This is a genomic window from Methylobacterium sp. V23, from assembly GCF_002917135.1.
GTDB lineage: Bacteria > Pseudomonadota > Alphaproteobacteria > Rhizobiales > Beijerinckiaceae > Methylobacterium.
Window position 1 is genome coordinate 86323 of record NZ_PDHT01000002.1, and the last position, 17913, is coordinate 104235.

The window sequence follows — 17913 nt, forward strand, 5'->3', positions numbered from 1 at the left end:
GTGCGTGCACGGATCGGGACCCCGACAGGGGCCGCCTGAGCCGGCGAGCGGCTGTCCCGAAGAGGGTCAGCCGTGTCGAGGAAGGTCGATCCCTTCCCCATATCGATCGTGTCGGCGCGCCGTCAGCGGATCCGCTTCAAGACGGCATAGGGCAGACGCGCGAAGGCCCGTTCGAGTTCGATCCGGCCGTCCTCGGAAACAACTTCGTCGCCGGTGACGAGATCGATCCAGGCTGAGCCTGGCATCACCGCCACGCTCGTCCCGGCGAAGGCTTCACTCGACCAGATGGCGTCACCGATGAGACCTGAGACGAGTCGCGGGACCGCAACCACGAGATCGCCCTCGCCCGTCGTCGCATCCGAACGTGTGAATGCGATGACATGCCCTGCCTGCGGACCGGACGCCGGAAGCGCCTGATAATCGGCGTCGGCGTAGAAGCTCGGCCGGGCGGCGCGATCTGCCAGGAGCCTAGCAAGGGTCGCCTGCTTCACGCGTCCATCCGTCCAGTGTGCCAGGAGATCGGCGGTCGGCAAGCCCTCCTCCAGGGCCCTGGTCAGGGCCGGGTAGTTCACGGGGCGGCGGTTGTCGGGGTCTACGAACGAGAAATCCCAGAACTCGGTGCCCTGGTACGTGTCGGGCAGGCCCGGCAGCGTCACCTTCAGTACCGTTCGTCCCAAACCGGCGATCATGCCGAGATGAGCGAGGCGCTTTGCGAACGGGCGCAGTTGCGCCAGGAACGCGGACCCGGGTGCGATGAGGCCGCCGAAGAGCGTGTGAACCGCGCCCTCGTACTCCTCGTCGACGTTGACCCAACTCGACCGCCGCTTCGATTCGCGCAAGGCCTTATCGGCATAGGCATCGAGGCGACTACGGAAATCCTCGATCGCGGTCGGATCGTCCGCCTCCAGCAGTTCGAGCGGCCATGCACCGAGGATAGCCTGCAAGAACATCCACTGGTCATTGGCGTCCGGCACCGGCTCCTTGTCGATCACCGTCAGATGGGGCTGGGCGAGGTTCGTCCAGGTGTCCCAGGCAATGGCCCAATCCTGCGGGATTTCCGACAGGGCGAGCAGGCGCGAGCGGGCATCCTCGCCGCGCTTGGTGTCATGGGTCGCGGTGGTGATCATCGCATTCGGCCAGTCGCGAGCCCGCGCCGCCTGAAGCGCATGGAAATGCTCCGCGTCGAGGCCGTACTCGCCCGGATCGCCCCCGACCTCGTTCAAGGCGAGGAGCTCGGCGAAGCGATAGAACAGTGTGTCCTCCAGGCTCTTGGCCATCACCGGACCGGTGAGCTGCTGGAAGCGGCGGCGGAAACGCAGGATCACCTCCGGGTCCGGCCGACCCGGTCCCGTCACGTCGATGCGGCCGAGCATGGCGTCGGCGGCGAAGTCGTGCACGGAACGGTCCGGCAACGCACTCCAGCGCTTGGCCTTCTTCACCGCCGTCTCGATGAGACGGATATCCTCGTCCTCGACATCGCTTTCGTCGAGGTCGCCCGGCAGGTAACTGCGATAGGTCGGGAAGCGGGCAATGATCTCGATCAGGGCCCGACGAATGGCATTGACCGAGAAGTCACGGGTCCGTCGGTCCGCATCCGCCACAGCCTTGAGGTCGGAGGTCATCACCTCGAGCTCGGAGGCGAAACTAATCTCCAAGATCTCGGCCTTGGCCGCCCGGAGCATGAACTTGTACGGCTCGTCGAACTGCGTCCGGCTCTCGTAGAGCTTGCGGATCTCGGCGCGCTTGCCTTGATCGACGAGGATGCCGTCGAGTTGATTGAGGACGTCGTACCCGGTCGTGCCCGCCACGGGCCAGGGACGCAGGCGCTCGCCGGGTTCGAGGATCTTCTCCACCACCACGTAGAAGCCTGGGCCGATGGCAGCCTGCAACGCGCGCGCATAGCCGAGCGGATCGGCGAGACCATCGATGTGGTCGATGCGTAGACCATCGATGCGCCCGGCTTCGATGTGGCGGAAGATCGTCTCGTGCGAGCGCTGGAACACGTCGGATTTCTCGACACGCAGGCCTGCGAGGCCGTTCACGTCGAAGAACCGGCGGTAATTGATGTCGCTCGCAGCGATCCGCCAATGGGCGAGGCGATAGGATTGCTGCTCCAGAAGGCGGTGCAGCGGACCGAAGCTGTCAGGGTGCCCCTTGGCGCCGTTAAGGAGCTTCAGCGTGCGACCGATTGCGGACGCGATGGCCGGAGAGGCTTCGACGGCCTCGACGAGGCGGTCCTTGAGTTCTTCGGCTTCCGCCGGGAAAGCACGACGGCGCTCGTCGCTGGTCTCTTCGCCCATGAGGCGCAGGCGCTCCGAGATGCCCAACACCTCGAGCGCCGCCGCGTCCTCGATGTCGCCGAGTGCCGCGAGCGAGCGGTTCAGGATCGTCGGATACTGGAGCGGGCAGATCGGAAATTCGTGCTCGTAGTGCCAGATGCTGAATGCGCCCTTTTCGGGATCGAATTTCAGCTCCAGAGTCCCTTTCTCCAAAGCCTCGCCGTAGCGGTCGCCGAGGAACGGCACCACGAGCTTGTTCTTGGCGCCGAGCCGCGACCAGTCGATGTCGAAGGCTTCGGCCGAGGGCGAGAGCCCGCCCCATTCGAGCACTGAGAGCCACCAGGGATTGTCGGCGCCGCCGACGCCCATGTGGTTCGGCACGATGTCGAGGAGGAGCTTCAGGCCGGCCCCATGCAGCGCGTCCGAGAAGCGGGCGAAGCCCTCTTCTCCGCCGAGTTCCGGGTTGATCGTCGAGTGATCGACGATGTCATAGCCGTGCGTCGAGCCGGGGCGGGCCTTCTGGATCGGCGAAGCGTAGACGTGGCTGATGCCGAGCTTGGCGAGGTACGGAACGATCTTCTCCGCATCCGCGAAGGTGAAGTCCTTGTGGAACTGGAGGCGATAAGTCGATCGGGGCGGAGCCGATGCGAGGCGGGCGGCTCCCGAGCGCGGACCGCGATCCTCGGCGGCGAGGGAGGCCGCAAGCTTGGCGAGGGGTCCCCCGGGGGCGGCGATGCTTTCCAGGGTGCGATCGAGTTTGCGACGCCAGTTCGGGTAGCCTTCCGTCGAGCCCGGCACATTGGCTTGGGACAGTTCGGAAACGACGTCTTCATACTGGACAGCCGTCAGCATGGAGGGCGCACGCCCGAGATAACGGGCCGCAGCCTCGAACGGGGCAGCCTCGGGCGGATCGTAGCTCGGCAGCAACTGCTCCGAGGCGAGCGCTTCGGTGAGACGGGTGCGCTCCTCGACGCGCTCGCGGCGCTCCGCATCGGCGCGCTCGGAATCGTAGAGCCCCAGCGCCTGGCGCGTGTCGGTGTCGACGCCCCGCCACCATCCGACGAAAGTCGGCAGATCGTGGGTGGTGATGGCCGTGAGGGCATCCCGAGGATAGGCCGCAGGCGGCTTGAAGCGAGCGCCCTGCTCGCGCTCGAAGGCGAGGATCCGGTAGCTGAGGATGCCAGCTTGCATCAGGGCGTCGGAGAAGCCTTCCGGGGCGGTCCCAAGATCTTCCGCGATCACCAGGCACTTCGCGCGGTGGCTTTCGAGGCGCAGCACCGCGAGCATCGGCTCGAAGGGCATCGCCACGTAAGCCCCCTCTTTCGCCGAACGCCCAACCGGGATCAGGAACAGGCGTGCAAGCTGAAAGGCGTGATCAATTCGGATCGCGCCCGCATGGCGCATGTTGGCCACCACCAGGGCACGGAAGGCGGCAAGCCCGTCGCGCTCCATTTCGAGGGGATGGAAGGCTGGCAGGCCCCAATCCTGCCCCTTCGGAGCCAAGAGGTCCGGCGGCGCCCCGATGGAGACACCGTTGGCGAACCGTTCGGGATGCGACCAGATTTCCGAACCGCCCCGGTCGGCACCGACGGCGAGGTCGCGGTAGAGTCCGAGGCGCATGCCGGTGGCGAGCGCGGTGTTGGACGCGTCTTCCAGCTGGCGGTCCGCAAGGTACTGCAGCCAGATGTGATAGGTCACGGTCTCGGCATGGGCCTCGCCGAAGGCGCGCACGGCTTGCGTTCCGTTGCGGCGCATCTCCTCCGGCCAGTCGCCGAGCCACTGGGCGCCCTGTGCCTGATAGTGCTCGGCGAGCGCCTCGAAGGTTCCGTGCGCTTCAAGGTCCTCCCCGCCGGTGGCTCGGAAGGCGGCAAAGTCCGCATCCATCCCGGCGCGCGCCGCAGAATCCTGCCAGAGAGCCTGCAGCACGGGCGACAGCACGGCCCAGATGCCGGCATGCTCGACGAGCTTGGCCTCGCGCAGACTCTCCACCCGATCTTCCATGGAGGCCAGCAGTGCCGCCGCCCTCGAGCCCGCGAAGCCCGGCAGGGCACCGGGCTCGATGAAGAGGATTTCGAGGAAGAGCCGCGACGATGGCGAGTAGGGCGAGATCTTCGTGCGATCGGTGGCGAACAGAGCGTGGACGGGGCTGAGGCCCAGGAAGGACGCGCCGCGCAGGCCCGCATCCCGCGCCGCCCGCCCCGCATCGGCGTAGGAGCCAATCCCGAGGTTGTCGGGCGAGCGCAGGCCGTAGAGCTGTGCCGCGAGACCCCAGTCGCGGGCGCCCTCATCCGCATAGGCCCGCGGGCGCCAGCAGCGCTGCGGCGCCGAGATCACCCAGGAATCCGAACGATGTTCACCGAGGGTGACGGAGAGGCGATGATAGCCTGGGGTAAGCGGTGGCAACTCGAAGCTGGAGCCCGTGACCGCGACACGACCCTCGCGGTGATGTCCTCGCTCGTCGACCAAACGCCAGGACAATGTCCCGCTGGCGCCTGCCACCTGAATCGGGACAGTTGTGGCGCGACGGGCCTCGGCCGGCAGGAGCGGCGGGATGAGCCCGCTTCGCACGGCCGCAACCTCGGCGAGGCTCGCGGCGATGTCCGTGTCGGTTTCGACGGCAAAGCCGAGGGCAGCGATCATCCCACGCCGAACCTCGAGAGCGGTCTCTACGGGCTGCCCGAAGGCATCGGTATAGCCGGCGGCGACGCCGAGGAGGTCGGCGAGGCGTTCGAGGTCGCGGCTCATCAATTCACACCCGTCAGAAAGACACCCGTCCAAGACGGAAGTTGGATTGATCCGTTGCCCGAACCGCTCGACCAGATGACCTGGCCGCCACCGCGCTCGACGGTGAAATCAGCGTTGCCGACATTGGCGACGAAACGCAGCCAGCCGCCCGCATAGGTCCAGGTGCAGTCTACGACATCGGGCCGCGGTAGGGTCGACCGTGCGCCGACATATCGGGTCTTCGTCAGGGGAACCACGCTCTGGTGCCGGATCTGAAGCAGATTGCGCGTGTCCGTCAGCACCGCGCGGTGAGCCGCCTCCGAGCGCTCGGCCCAGTCGATCCGTGAATCTGTAAACGTCTTCGCTTCAGTAGGATCTGGGATCACCGACGTATCGTCGGCGAAGGCTGCGAAGCTCTTGAACTCCCGGCGGCGTCCCTCGCGAACAGCCTTGTTCAGCTCCTCGTCCGGTGCAAAGTCCACGAAGAAGAGGAAGGGCGCGGTCGACGACCACTCCTCGCCCATCCAAAGCATCGGAATCTGAGGGCTGAGGAGCAGCCCGGCCCGGGCGAGCGCAAGCTTCTTCGGATCAGAGAGAGCGCTCAGCCGCTCACCCAGCGCCCGGTTTCCGACCTGATCGTGATTCTGCAGGAACGTGACGAAGGCTGATGGCGGCAAATGGGAGGACGGCTCGCCGCGAGGATGGTTATCGAGGGTCGGGAAGGGCTCGCCCTGATAGGCAAAACCTTCCGACAAGCAGCGGGACAAGTGCTCGACTGGCTTGTCAGCGAAGCTCGCATAGTAGCCGGCATCTTCGCCGGTGAGGAGCACGTGCCAGCAATGGTGCAGGTCGTCGGCCCATTGCGCATTATGCTGGATCGCCTGCCCCTGCGTATCGCGCTCGAGCCAGCGTGCCTGGTTCGCCTCGTTCTCAAGGACAAGGTGAATATGGCGGCCCGGAAGTCTCGCGCGGATGGTTTCGGCGAGCTCTCCGATGAAGTGCTTCTCAGAATCATCGAGAATCGCATGGACTGCGTCAAAGCGCAGACCATCAAAGTGAAATTCCTCAAGCCAATACAATGAATTCTCGATGAAGAAATCGCGGACAACTCGCCCGCTGGTCTCGCCGTCGTAGTTGATCCCGGCGCCCCAGGGCGTCTGATGTCGCTCTGTAAAAAAAGTCTTGGCGTAAGCGTTCAGGTAATTCCCGGCTGGGCCAAAGTGGTTGTAGACCGCGTCCAAGAAGACCATCAACCCAAGGGAGTGCGCCTTGTCGATGAGGCGCTTCAAGTCGTCTGGTCGACCGTAAACGCTGTCCGGCGCGTAGGGCAGGACACCGTCGTAGCCCCAGTTGCGCGTACCCTTGAAGTCCGCGAGCGGAAGAAATTCAATGGCGGTTATTCCCAGGTCACGCAGGTCCTCGAGCTTACCTTCCAGCGCTGCGTAAGTGCCTTCTGGCGTCGCCGTCCCGACATGGAGTTCGTAGAGCACGACCTCCTCCCAGGGGCGTCCGGTCCAAGTGGCGTCGGCCCAATCGTAACTGCGCGGATCGATCACCTCGCTCAGACCTGAGACGTCTTCTGGCTGAAACCGTGATGCCGGATCCGGTACGATCAGGTCGCCGTCGATGCGATAGCCGTAGCGTGCACCACCGCCGGCTCCTGCAACGGTGAGCCGGCGCCAGCCTTCGTCGCTGTCCGGCATCGGATGGTCCGCTCCGTCGAGGACCAAGCTCACCTCTTGGGCCGTCGGGGCCCAGAACGCGAAGCGAACTCCGTCCTTCACCACTTCGCTGCCGAAAACCATGCTGTGGGCGCGCCGCATCAAGCCACCATCATCCGTCTGCTGAATTCGTCTTGGGGACGTGAGCGTCCGTCGCACCTTGCAGAAGCCGGCGCGCACCATGTTGTTCCCTGTGGGATCATCGTCGAGGTAAGGCGTGGTTTGGCGGCGACAACCACTGGCCGAAAGAGTTTTGTGCGCCGCACCGACTCCTCCGAGTCGATCCCGGCTCGGTCCGACTCTTGCCTCAAGCGGGTCGGACCGGTTCCCCGCGCTGTAGGGTTAAAGATGGAAGAAGCTGATGCGGTGCTGGTCCTGGCGAGGGCCAAGCTGAACTTCGCACGAAAGAGTCACGGAGAGCGTTGCTGGGACGCCGCCGGCGCCGACGACCACCCGACCTCCGAATGCCCTTTGTTGCCCCTTTCGGATGCTGAACGCGAGGAGTTCCTCGAACAAGCGCGACATGAATTGCGCACCGAGGGATCGACGGGGTGAACGCCGTTCGAGGCCCGGCCGGGGTCTCAACCTGCTCTCTGCTTATCCCCGATATGCCGAGGCCGGCCTCGCGCGCAGGACATAAATCGCTTGTGCATCGAGGCGAACGCCCGCGCCGGGTGGAAATAGGGCCTGTCCGGCCGGCACAGAACCGGTCTGTTTCGTCGTGTCGAAAACAAGCGTCCAAGGGCCTCCGATGATCGGCGCCAGGGTGAAATCGCAGGGCTGTTCGGCCGCATTGATGAGGATGAGCAGGCGATCCGCCTGCGGCAGATCATTGCCGATCTGCATACCGAAGGCTTGCCGGTCGGAATCCGCCCAGTCTCCATCGTCCATCTCAGTCCCCCCCGGGGCGAGCCAGTGAACGTCTCGGAGAGGCCCATCATCGACCAGAGCGCCCGTGAGATAGTCGCGCCGACGTAGGGCGGGTTGCTCGCGGCGGAGGCGCGTCAGGTTGCCGACAAAGGTCGCGAGGCTGAGATCCGGATCGTTCTCCCAGTCCATCCAGCTGATGGCATTGTCCTGGGCGTAGGCGTTGTTGTTGCCGCGCTGGCTCCGCGAGCGCTCATCGCCCATGAGCAGCATCGGCACACCCTGCGCCAGGAACACCGTAGCCAGGAGATTGCGCTTCTGGCGGGCTCGCAGGTTGAGGACGACGGGATCGGCGGTGTCCCCCTCGACGCCGTAATTGCGCGAGAGGTTGTGTCCATGCCCGTCGCGATTGTCCTCGCCATTGGCGAGATTGTGCTTCTCTTCATAGGCCACGACGTCCGCCAGCGTGAAGCCGTCATGGGAGGCAGCGAAGTTGATACTCGACAGGGGCCACCGCCCGGAGGCCGCAAAAATTTCACGTGAACCCGAGAGCCCCTGCGTGACCTTGGCCAGGGTGCCACGATCGCCGCGCCAGAAGCCTCGGATGCTGTCGCGGAACTGATCGTTCCACTCGCTCCAGCCGCGGGGATAGCCACCGAGCTGGTAACCCCCGGCGCCGATGTCCCAGGGCTCGGCGATCATCTTCACAGGGGCAAGAACGGGATCCTGCGCGACGGCCTGGAAGAAGGCGGCCTTGGGGCAGAAATCATGGGGGTTGCGACCGAGACTTGTCGCCAGATCGAAGCGGAAACCGGCGACGCCGTAGGCCGTCACCCAGTGCCGCAGAGAGTCGAGCACCATCTGCATGACGCGCGGATGGTCAAGGTCGAGTGTGTTGCCACAGCCCGTGCAGTCGATCTCTTCGCGACGGTTGTCCGGTTTGAGCTTGTAGTAGCTGGCGTTGTCGATGCCGCGAAACGATAGGGTCGGGCCGGCGTGATCGGCCTCCGCCGTATGATTGTAGACGACGTCGAGGATCACCTCGATCTCAGCGGCGGCAAGCTCCCGGATGGCCGCGCGCAGACCACCGATTCCGGCCGGCCCACGGTAGCGCGGATCGGCAGCGAAGTAGTTCAGCGGTGAGTATCCCCAGAAGTTCACGAGGCCCTGGTCGACGAGGAAGCGGTCGTCGGCGAAGGACTGGATCGGCAGGAGCTCAATGGCGGTGACGCCCAACTTCAGAAGATGCTCGATGATCGCCGGATGGGCGAGTGCTGCATAAGTGCCGCGTGCCGCTTCCGGCACGTCCGGGTGTGTCTGCGTCAGGGCCTTGACGTGCGCCTCGTAGATCACCGTCTGGGACAAGGGTCGACGGACCGGGCTCACCGCAAGATCAGGCACCTCCGGCGGCGTGACGATGCCGCGTGGCATGAAGGCGGCACTATCGCGCCGGTCGATCTGGTCAGCACGCTGCAGGCCGCGGCGATGGCCATACAGGGAGTCGTGCCAGCGGATGCGCCCCTGGATGTCGCGGGCATAGGGGTCGAGCAACAGTTTGGCAGGGTTGAAGCGGTGCCCCTGGGCCGGATCCCAGGGACCATGGACGCGGTAGCCGTAGAGTTGGCCCGGGAATACGCCGCGCAGGTAGCCGTGCCAGACGTCGTCGGTACGGCAGGGAAGGCGGATCCTCCGGGTTTCATGGCGCTCCCCTTGATCGAACAGGCAGAGGTCGACGGCCGTGGCATTCTGCGAAAACAGCGCGAAGTTGACACCGCGCCCGTCGAAATGCGCGCCAAGCGGCGCCGGCACGCCGTCATCGACGCCGATCATGTGGTCAGTTGCGATCAAGTAGCTGATGTCGTCCCGGGTTTAGGCGCCGGCAGGCGACGCCAACAGATCATTCCGCAGCGGCTGCAGTACGGGGTGGCTCCCGCTCGATCGTTCGAAAATTCTCGAGTTCGGCCATGAAGTTGCGTGCCCACCAATCCACGTCCTCGCGCGTCATGCGCTCGACCATGGGCTTCCAGCGTTCGAGGCGCTCACCACGCGGCATGTAGAGCGCCGTACGGATCGCCTCGGCAACCTCGAAGCGGTCGTAGGGATTGACGAGAAGCGCTTCGGGCAACTGCCGCGCCGAGCCGGCAAACTTCGACAGGACGAGGACGCCGGGATCCTCTTCGGTCTGCGCGACGACGTATTCCTTGGCGACTAGATTCATGCCGTCTCGCATCGGTGTCACGAGGCCGACCCGCGCCGCACGATAGAGGCCCGCCAGGACGGGGCGGGGATAAGCCTTGGTAACATACTGGATCGGCGTCCAGTTCGGTTCACCCAGGGTTCCGTTGATGTGCCCGACGGTCTCATTCACCTCGCGGCTGAGATCCTCGTATTCCGGAACTTCAGTACGCGATTTCGGGGTGATCTGAAGATAGACCACGTTCCCGCGCTGGTCCGGGTTCGAGGCGAAGAACCGGTCCACCGCCTCCATTCGCTCGGGCACACCCTTCGAATAATCGAGCCGATCGACGCCGATCAGAAGTTTGCGTGTCCGCAAACCCGCCATGGTCTCACGCACGGTGCGGTTGGACCCGGCATTCTCGGCCGCTTCCTTGAAGCCGGCCACATCGATTCCGATCGGGAAGCTGCGAATGCGCGTGCGGCGCCCGTCCACCATCAAGGAGCCGCCACCGAGGGGGATCGCTCGCAGTTCGTCGATCAGATTGCGCGTCAGGTTGTGCACATCCGGATCGGTTTGCAAGCCGATCAGGTCATAATCGGCGATGCCGCGCAGGAGGTCTCCGCTGGCGGGAAGCGTGTTGAATACGTCAGCCGCCGGCCACGGGATGTGATGGAAATACCCGATTGGATTGGCGATGCCGAGACCACGAAGCTCGGAGGCCAAGGGCAACAGGTGGTAGTCGTGCACCCAGATGATGTCGTCGGGTTCCACGAGGTTTGCGAGGGCTCGGGCGAAGATGCGGTTCACGCGCTGGTAGCCGGCATAATCGGACCGCGAGAAAGCTCCGAGACCGAGGCGGTAATGCATGATCGGCCAGAGGGCCCGGTTGGCGAACCCGCTGTAATATTCTCGATGATCCTGCGGTGACAGATCGACCACGGCGTAACTGATATGCCCCCGATCGATCAGAGTCGGCTCGCTGGAGGGGTTCTCGACGACATTGCCGCTCCAGCCGAACCAGAGACCTTCGTAAGCGGTGAACGCCTCCTTGACGGCGACCGCGAGGCCACCCGCCGCAACGGCTTTTCCCCCTTCCTCGGGGATTGCAACGCGGTTCGATACGATGACGAGACGTGCCACGAAGCCGGCTCCGGTCCTCACGGGTCCCGCGCAGAATTGCGCGCGACCAGAATGATACATTGGGTGAACGCGCGGAAGCCGAGCGCGATCCGTCGGTGTAGCCAAGCGCGTTCGATGGACCTGGGTCAAGACCTGAATGCGTGGGGTTCACGTCAAACAAACCCGCTTCCAAATGCGTCCTGTCGCATCACAGCGCGCGACTTTGCAAACCTCACACCTCACCGACCGTCCAGCGGTCAAGCTTCTGCAGCTTACCGATGGGTGGCTGAACGGAGGCTGACGCGGGTCGGGTTAAGCCTCGGTCGAGACGCGCTGCCCGCAAGCGGAACCCTGTCTCTTCCGCTGCTGTTTAACCGTCGCAAATGCCAGTTCTTTTTCACTCGTGCCGAGGAGTATCCCCGTGACCGCAAACCAACCTACAGGCCCCATGGGCGCGGAGCCGGCGAACCAGACGGCCGACTGGAAGGCCCTACGCGGCGATGTCGAAGGAATTGCGGATGTCGCAGCGGAGCGCGGGCGCAGCTTCGTCGAGTCCGCGCGCTCACATGCCACGGATTACATCGACCAGCGTAAAGGTGACGCCGCACGGTCCGTGACTGACCTCGCCAAGTCCGTGCGGGAGTCGAGCAAGACGTTTGAGGCACAACCGAACATCCGGGCCTTCTTCGACAGTGCCGCTGACGGTCTCGAACATCTGGGCTCCTCAATCGAGCAACGCAGCTTCTCCGAGTTTTATGAGGATGCGGAAGCGTTCGCGCGGCGCGCGCCCGTGGCGGTTGCGGTCGCGACCTTCCTTACCGGTTTCGTGGTGGCCCGCTTTATCAAGTCGACGAGCGCCGCACCCCTGAACGATACCTACCCGACTCACCATCGCCTCTAAGGACCGTTCGATGACCACCGGTCCGCAATCCAGCATCCAGGGCCTGATCGGCGACGCCCTGCGGGAAACCAACGAACTCGCGCGAAAAGAGATTGCTCTCTTTCGCAACGAGATGACCAGCAACGTCCGAGCCTTGTTCATCGGGCTCGGGCTCCTCGTCGGCGCCGCCGTCTTTGGCGTCGTCGCCCTCTTCGTCCTCGTCGACGCCCTGGTGAAATGGCTTGCCACCGTCGTTCATTCTGAAGCGCTGGCTGCCTTGATCGTCGGCGGTGTCCTCCTCGTCATTGCGGTGGCCCTGGCCCTGATCGGGCGGAATGCCATGTCGCTCTCGACCCTCGCCCCCGTCCGGACGACCCGCCAGGTCCGCGAGGACGCCCGTACGTTGTCTGAGAGGGTCTCGGGATGACCGAATCGTTGAACGATCTTGAGAAGGACATCGAGGCGAGCCGCGCCCGCCTCGACCAGACGATCGACCAGATTCAGGAGCGCCTCTCGGTCTCCAGCATCGTCGACGAGATGCTGGGTAATGCCCGGCGCACCCCTCTCAGCGGCGCCTATGACGGGGCTTTGGAGGCTGTCCGGCGCAATCCGGTTCCCGTGCTCCTGATTGCTGCAGGTGTCGGCTGGCTCATTCACCGTATGTCCACCAACCAGCCGACGCCGGGGGTTCGCCGACGCGCGCGTCTCGCGGTCGACGGCCTCCCTGTGACGAAAACTGGTGCAGACCGCGTCTACGACCCGGACCTCCCGACGCAGCATCCCGTGAGCCATCTCGCCAGCGAGACACAGATTTAAGCTCTCGCTGGCGATCACACATGATTTGACCCGGCCCCCGTGGCCATCGGCGACCTTCAGGAGTGACCCATGAGTTCGACCCAGAAACCCGGTGACGAGCACCGCTCGCTCCCGGACGATATCGCCCTCGCCGCCGGGATGCCGCGTGGCCATCAGGTGGAAGGCTCTCTGCACGATGTGCCCAGCCCCACATCTCAACACACAGGCACTCAAACCCACAGCATCTACACGACCGAGGGAAGCCATACTTCGTCGACCTCCGATGCAATGAAGTCGCGCGCCAGCGACCTCCGCGACCGTGCATCCGAAACGGCAGCCGACGTTCGAGACCAGGTGTCCGACAAGGCCCAGGACCTGCGCGACCGCGCCTCGGATGTCTACGACGACGCCCGAAGCTGGGCCTCGGACACCCGCCAGGAAGGGCGACGTCGCATCAACGATCTGAGCGAGCGCGGCAGCGCGCGTTTTCAGGATGGTCGCTCGGCCGTCGAGGACTTCGTTTCCGAGAACCCGCTGCTCGTCGGCGTGGTCGGTCTCGCGGCCGGTCTCCTGATCGGCGCCTTGCTTCCGCGGACGCGTACCGAGGACGAGAATGTCGGTCCCTGGGCGGACGAAGTGCGAGACCAGGGCCTGCGCTACGCACGCGACGTCACCCATCGCGGTCGCGAATTCGTAGCGAGCGCCCTCGATCCGGAGAATCTCAACGCGGCCGTCCAGCGGGCTTCCGGGAGCGAGCAACCCGGGAACGGGGCTCAGGGACAGGCTTCGTCTCCCGCCTCCGCGCCTAAGCCTCATTGAACCGGAACACAGATCTTCCATCATTGGCATGAAGGGGCGGCACGTGATCGTGCCGCCCCTTTCCGCGTGGAAGGTCACGGATGGCTCGACGGTGCAGAGCCCAGCCGTTATCGGAAGAGCCATGAAAATTGCCGATTGCGAGATCCTGATCCTGCCGGGCTATGCCGGGTCCGAAGACGAGCACTGGCAAGCTCGCTGGGCCGATCGACTTTCCACAGGCCGCATCGTCGTACAGGACGACTGGCATCACCCCGATGCAGAGGCTTGGCGCAGGCGGATCGTCGAGGCCGTGAACAGCGCGACCCGCCCCGTGATCCTAATCGCGCACAGCCTCGGCGTCGTGGCGGCGGTGCAGGCCGCTCCAAGCTTCGCACCGGGCATCGTACGTGGCGCGCTCCTCGTGGCCTTTCCCGACGTCGAGACGACGCCGAACCTGCCCGTCAGCGTAACCGCTTTCGCGCCGGTGCCGCGGGATCCATTGAACTTTCCATCCTTGGTGGTTGCCAGCCGCAACGATCCTTACTGCAGCTACGCCCGAGCCGAGGACTTCGCCTATGCCTGGGGTGCTGTCGTGGTCGACGCAGGCGAGTCTGGACACATCAACGTGGAGAGTGGGCACGGCCCCTGGCCGGAGGGTCTGATGCGCCTCGCCGGCTTCATGAAGACCCTCTAGCGGTCAGCCTTTCGCCTCATCTGCTAAGGGCTTCAGCAGTTCGCCCGCCACGTCCGAGAGACGCGGCGGCGCCTCTCGCACGAACGGCAGGGGCCGGCAGACGGCCATCGCCGCGAGGCCGAAGCGAGCGGTCATCAGCCCGTTGAGCACACCCTCGCCCAGTTTGGCGGAGACGCGGGCGGCGATGCCGAGGCCGAGCACCTGCTGGATCATGCTCTCCCCCACCGCCATCCCACCCGTCACGGTAAGATGCGCGAAAGCGGCACGCGCCAAGCGCAGGAATCCGAGGAAGCCCGGGCGTCCGCCATAGATCGTAGCGATCCGGCGCAGCAGGCGGACGGCAGCGAAGATCACGAAGGCAACATCGACGATGGCACGCGGGCTTAGGGCGGTCACCGCCGAGACCTGCTTAGCCGCTGCCGCGATGGCGTTGCGGGCTTGGCGGTCGAGAGGCGCAACCAACTCATGCTCGGCAAGGCCAAGGCGGTCGTCGACATCAAGGATTGCATCACCGAGGGTGGCGAGCCGAGCACGGCCTGCTGCCAGTGCAGAGCGCTCGGCGTAGAGACCCGTCAGATCCCGGACGACGGCCTGTGCCGCGGAATGGTCGCGGGCGGCAATCGCCTCCATCGCCTTGCCGCGGATCCGCTCGATCTGTCGTTCGCGCCAGATCCCGGAGAGCTCCCGAGCGACGAGAGCCAAGAATGCGACCGCCGCAATGGCCAGCAGGACCAGGGCGACAGCGCCGAGCCAGGGCGCAGCGCTGAACAGATCGGCAATCAGGCGCTCTACCGACAACCCGACGCCGAGGGAAACAAGACCTCCAAGAGCGACGAGAAACAAGCTGAGCCATGGAGCACGCGCCTTCGGCGCGACAGGCACCGCGACACCGTCGGCGGCGTCGACGATCTCGAAAGGTTCCTCGACGATGCGGACCTGCGCCGATGCCGTGGAAGGCGGTGCAGCACCGTCGGCGGTCGGCTCAGATCCGCTCGGCGGAATGCGGAACGCGCGGGGGCGGTTGCTTGAGCTCATGGCTGAGAGATCCCGGAGGTCTTAGGTGAGTTTGTCGCCGATGAGGAACTGCATGGCGCGGTCGAGCCGGATCTGCGGCAGGTCCCCCGGGCGGCCGAGCGCGTCGGGCTTCACGAGAGGCGGTCGGAAGCGGGGAAACCGTAAGGATCCCGGCGGGACGGCACCCTCCAGTACCGCTTCCGGACGCTCCGGCAGCTCCCCGGGGAAGATCGCTGCCTCGCTCAAACCGTCGAAGACCTCGTCGCCGACACGTTCACCCGCTTCCGGTGTCCCGGATACGGCACGGAGGATTTCGTCGCCGTCATGCACGGTGGTCTCGCGCGTCGCGCGGACCGAGGCCAAGGCGACGGTGCCGACCCGTGCACCGGCGGCCTCCGTCCGCCGCATCGCCCGGGAGACGAGGAGCCGTAGCAGGGTGTCGAGGCGATCGTGGCTGGTCTGGTGCAGGTGGTCGGCCTTGGTGGCGGCGAACAGGATGCGCTCGGCGCGCGGTGCAAACATCCGGGACAGGATCGTATTGCGCCCGATACGGAAGCTGAGGAGCACGGAATCAAGAGCTTCCTCGAGCTCGGCCAGCGCAGCCGGCCCGGCATCCACGGCAGCGAGAACATCGACGAGGACGATCTGTCGGTCGACCCGTTGGAAGTGATTGCGGAAGAATGGCTCGACGACCTTCGCCTTGTAGGCCTCGAAGCGGCGCTCCATCAGCCCGCCGAGCGTGTCCGGGGCCAGCGTCTCGGGCAGGCTATCGAGCGGCGCGAAGGTCAGGGCCGGTGAACCGGCGAGATCGCCAGGCATGAGAAAGCGTCCCGGCGGGGTCGTCGCCACCGCCTCGGGACCGGCACGCAGGGCCGAGAGATAGGTCTTGAAGGCGGTGCTGGCGTGTTCGGCCACCACCTCGTCGAGAGGTCCGAGCGGGTCCAGTTGCTTCAGAGTCTCGAGCCAGGGCGCGGCCATGGCCCCGCGGCCACTCCGGCGCGTACCCGCGATCGTGGCGCGCGACCAAGCGGTGTAAGTTTGGTCGATCAGTGCAAGATCGAGTAGCCACTCCCCCGGGTAATCCACGACATCGAGCATCAGTGTGCCGGGACCGGAGCGCCAGCCGCCGGATCGCTCGTACTCGATGGCCAAGCGGAACTGGCTGATTCGGTCGGTCGATCGTGGCCAAAGCCGCTGCTCGGTCAGGGCCGCGTAGTGCTCCTCGTAGGGAAAGCGCGGAATGTCGTCGTCCGGCTGCGGCACGAGGCGCGCCCGGCGCAAGCGGCCCTCATGGGCTGGGGCAAAGGCCGGGAGCGCATGAGCTTCTACGAGATGGTGGATCAGGGCAGTGGTGAAGACGGTCTTGCCCGAACGTGCAAGGCCGGTCACGCCGAGCCGCAGGTTCGGTTGAATCAGCAGGTCGCTTGATGCCTCGGCGAAGGCTTTGACCGCGGAACCCGCACGCGCGGCGAAGCTGTTCATGGCAACCTATTCGAGAGACGGGCTGGGATGAGTGATACGTAACGGCGCGACGATGTCGCTGAGGTGGCGCGACAGAGGCGCCGCTGCAAGGCTCGAAGCTCAGGCGCCCGCGATCACGGTGGGTTGACGGCGGCGAGGTTCGTAGCGTCGAGACGTACAATGGCGGCCTCAACCAAGGCAGGGCCGGCGCGCAGGGCTCCAAGCTCTACGCTCGACATCGCCAGCATGACCGGGCCTAGGTTCGGCGATGGACGCCCATCCGGTCCGAACAGTTTGAGATCGTCCTCGATCTTCAGGCCCGCGCTCGCGGCGATCCGGGTGGCATAATTACGAATTCGGGTCTCGTCGCTGCCGCAGAAGGGCGCTGGCACGCTGAGATCGAGTAGGGGCAGGCTGGGTAGACCCGCCGCAATCGACGGCAGGGCAGCGGACTCGGCCACGAAACGCTCCTGCAAGCGCGCGGCCGACCCGGATTTTTGAAGCGTCGCAGATCGCTGGCCCGGCGATGCAGCGCCGAGAACAGCGCTCGGCTCGACCATCAGTACGGATGGTTTGGCGATCACGGTGGAGGGCTTCACGAGGATTTCTGAAGGCCGGACCAGCAGGGCCGATCTTGATGCCATCACGGTTGCCGGCTGGGCTGAAGCCGGAGCTTTGACCATCCCCCGCCCTGGGCTCGGACGCCCCCGCATGCGGGCCAACGGTGACCAGGGCTGAACCCTCAGGGGGCCGCCCCGCGCCGCGTTCGACGGGCGTGAGATTCCACCGCGCGGATGGCGAGCGAGAAATCGCGCCCTGAGTGTGCCGCCGATTCCACGGGGCGCGATCGCGAGGGCGATCTTTGCACCCGTTCGACGGTTCGCGAGGGGTGCGACCGACCCGGCGGTCCGGCACTCGGCGGGCGCCCAGCGCCGCACGATGGCGAGCGCCGAGCGGCGGCCGAATTCGCGATAGTAGCGCCGAAGCAACTGTGCCGCGGCGTCTGCGCCATCGGCTGCGGAGGCAAATCCCGTATGGCCCTCACTGTCGGCGCCGATCTCGCCATTCCAGCGTGCCTTCTTGATGCACCAGTAATTGTTCAGCTTGACGCAGCGGGCAACGAAGGCCGGCTCGCTGGAACTGTAGCGGGCCACCAGGGCGAGCGAAGCCGGGCGCAGGCTCTCCGCCGCTTCATAGCGCCAGTTCGACACGGCCCGGCTCTCCGCCTGAAAGACCGGGACAGGCGGCGGACTCCTGTCGCGCGCCGCCAGTGTCAGCCGCCAGCGCGTTGCGTCCGGTCGAAGGTTTTCGACCGTCCCCTCCAGGCGCGGCAGCAGAGTCGTGAGAAGGAGAAGCGTGGTGAGGAGCACGGGATCTGCGAA

13 protein-coding genes are annotated in these 17913 nt (G+C 65.4%); 6 read left to right on the forward strand and 7 right to left on the reverse strand.

The window, feature by feature from the left end; translation table 11 throughout:
* Positions 1–122: 122 nt before the first annotated feature.
* Entirely contained in the window at positions 123–5024 is a 4902-nt protein-coding gene (locus tag CRT23_RS03510) for a malto-oligosyltrehalose synthase (RefSeq protein ID WP_103708629.1), read from the reverse strand.
* Positions 5024–6826, reverse strand: a complete 1803-nt coding sequence (gene treZ / locus CRT23_RS03515) for a malto-oligosyltrehalose trehalohydrolase (RefSeq protein WP_103708630.1) — start codon at positions 6824–6826, stop codon at positions 5024–5026. The genes CRT23_RS03510 and treZ overlap by 1 nt, the downstream gene beginning before the upstream one ends.
* Before the next feature lie 246 nt (positions 6827–7072).
* Between treZ and CRT23_RS27680 the strand changes: the two genes are divergently transcribed.
* A complete protein-coding gene (locus CRT23_RS27680) occupies positions 7073–7279 on the forward strand; it encodes a hypothetical protein (RefSeq protein ID WP_146056316.1) in 207 nt (68 codons plus the stop codon).
* A gap of 42 nt (positions 7280–7321) precedes the next feature.
* Here the strand turns inward: CRT23_RS27680 and glgX are convergent, their stop codons facing one another.
* Positions 7322–9421, reverse strand: coding sequence for a glycogen debranching protein GlgX (gene glgX / locus CRT23_RS03525; RefSeq protein WP_103708632.1), 2100 nt, complete (start codon positions 9419–9421; stop codon positions 7322–7324).
* Between the two features lie 67 nt (positions 9422–9488).
* Entirely contained in the window at positions 9489–10910 is a 1422-nt protein-coding gene (locus CRT23_RS03530; protein WP_055954941.1) for a trehalose-6-phosphate synthase, read from the reverse strand.
* A 400-nt stretch (positions 10911–11310) separates the two neighbouring features.
* Here CRT23_RS03530 and CRT23_RS03535 point away from each other — a divergent pair, with 400 nt between their 5' ends.
* The 5 genes from CRT23_RS03535 to CRT23_RS03555 all read left to right on the forward strand — a co-directional run bounded on the left by CRT23_RS03535 (position 11311) and on the right by CRT23_RS03555 (position 14056).
* Positions 11311–11790 (forward strand): hypothetical protein, encoded by a 480-nt coding sequence (locus CRT23_RS03535; protein WP_103708633.1) that lies wholly within the window; start codon positions 11311–11313, stop codon positions 11788–11790.
* A 10-nt stretch (positions 11791–11800) separates the two neighbouring features.
* Positions 11801–12196, forward strand: coding sequence for a phage holin family protein (locus CRT23_RS03540; protein ID WP_055954947.1), 396 nt, complete (start codon positions 11801–11803; stop codon positions 12194–12196).
* Positions 12193–12585 (forward strand): DUF3618 domain-containing protein, encoded by a 393-nt coding sequence (locus tag CRT23_RS03545; RefSeq protein WP_103708634.1) that lies wholly within the window; start codon positions 12193–12195, stop codon positions 12583–12585. Before CRT23_RS03540 ends, CRT23_RS03545 begins: the two co-directional genes overlap by 4 nt.
* A 333-nt stretch (positions 12586–12918) precedes the next feature.
* Positions 12919–13383: a hypothetical protein gene (locus CRT23_RS29735; protein WP_348628833.1), complete on the forward strand. Its 465-nt coding sequence runs from the start codon at positions 12919–12921 to the stop codon at positions 13381–13383.
* A gap of 121 nt (positions 13384–13504) precedes the next feature.
* A complete protein-coding gene (locus CRT23_RS03555; RefSeq protein ID WP_103708635.1) occupies positions 13505–14056 on the forward strand; it encodes an alpha/beta hydrolase in 552 nt (183 codons plus the stop codon).
* Positions 14057–14059: 3 nt separating this feature from the next.
* Here CRT23_RS03555 and CRT23_RS03560 read toward each other — a convergent pair whose 3' ends face one another.
* The 3 genes from CRT23_RS03560 to CRT23_RS03570 form a co-directional block, all read right to left on the reverse strand.
* Positions 14060–15091 carry a TIGR01620 family protein gene (locus CRT23_RS03560; protein WP_103708636.1) on the reverse strand — a complete coding sequence of 344 codons (1032 nt, stop codon included), beginning with the start codon at positions 15089–15091 and terminating at the stop codon, positions 14060–14062.
* A gap of 21 nt (positions 15092–15112) precedes the next feature.
* Positions 15113–16552 (reverse strand): YcjX family protein, encoded by a 1440-nt coding sequence (locus tag CRT23_RS03565; RefSeq protein WP_103708637.1) that lies wholly within the window; start codon positions 16550–16552, stop codon positions 15113–15115.
* 113 nt (positions 16553–16665) lie between these two features.
* Positions 16666–17901, reverse strand: a complete 1236-nt coding sequence (locus CRT23_RS03570) for a hypothetical protein (RefSeq protein ID WP_103708638.1) — start codon at positions 17899–17901, stop codon at positions 16666–16668.
* Positions 17902–17913: the final 12 nt, after the last annotated feature.

What these genes read in the sequence shown, in the direction of transcription:
- CRT23_RS03540 (WP_055954947.1), top strand. Translation starts at nt 11,801, where the DNA reads ATGACCACCGGTCCGCAATCCAGCATCCAGGGCCTGATCGGCGACGCC.
- CRT23_RS27680 (WP_146056316.1), top strand. Translation starts at nt 7,073, where the DNA reads ATGGAAGAAGCTGATGCGGTGCTGGTCCTGGCGAGGGCCAAGCTGAAC.
- CRT23_RS03510 (WP_103708629.1), bottom strand. Translation starts at nt 5,024, where the DNA reads ATGAGCCGCGACCTCGAACGCCTCGCCGACCTCCTCGGCGTCGCCGCC.
- CRT23_RS03565 (WP_103708637.1), bottom strand. Translation starts at nt 16,552, where the DNA reads ATGAACAGCTTCGCCGCGCGTGCGGGTTCCGCGGTCAAAGCCTTCGCC.
- glgX (WP_103708632.1), bottom strand. Translation starts at nt 9,421, where the DNA reads ATGATCGGCGTCGATGACGGCGTGCCGGCGCCGCTTGGCGCGCATTTC.
- CRT23_RS03560 (WP_103708636.1), bottom strand. Translation starts at nt 15,091, where the DNA reads ATGAGCTCAAGCAACCGCCCCCGCGCGTTCCGCATTCCGCCGAGCGGA.
- treZ (WP_103708630.1), bottom strand. Translation starts at nt 6,826, where the DNA reads ATGCGGCGCGCCCACAGCATGGTTTTCGGCAGCGAAGTGGTGAAGGAC.
- CRT23_RS03545 (WP_103708634.1), top strand. Translation starts at nt 12,193, where the DNA reads ATGACCGAATCGTTGAACGATCTTGAGAAGGACATCGAGGCGAGCCGC.
- CRT23_RS03555 (WP_103708635.1), top strand. Translation starts at nt 13,505, where the DNA reads ATGAAAATTGCCGATTGCGAGATCCTGATCCTGCCGGGCTATGCCGGG.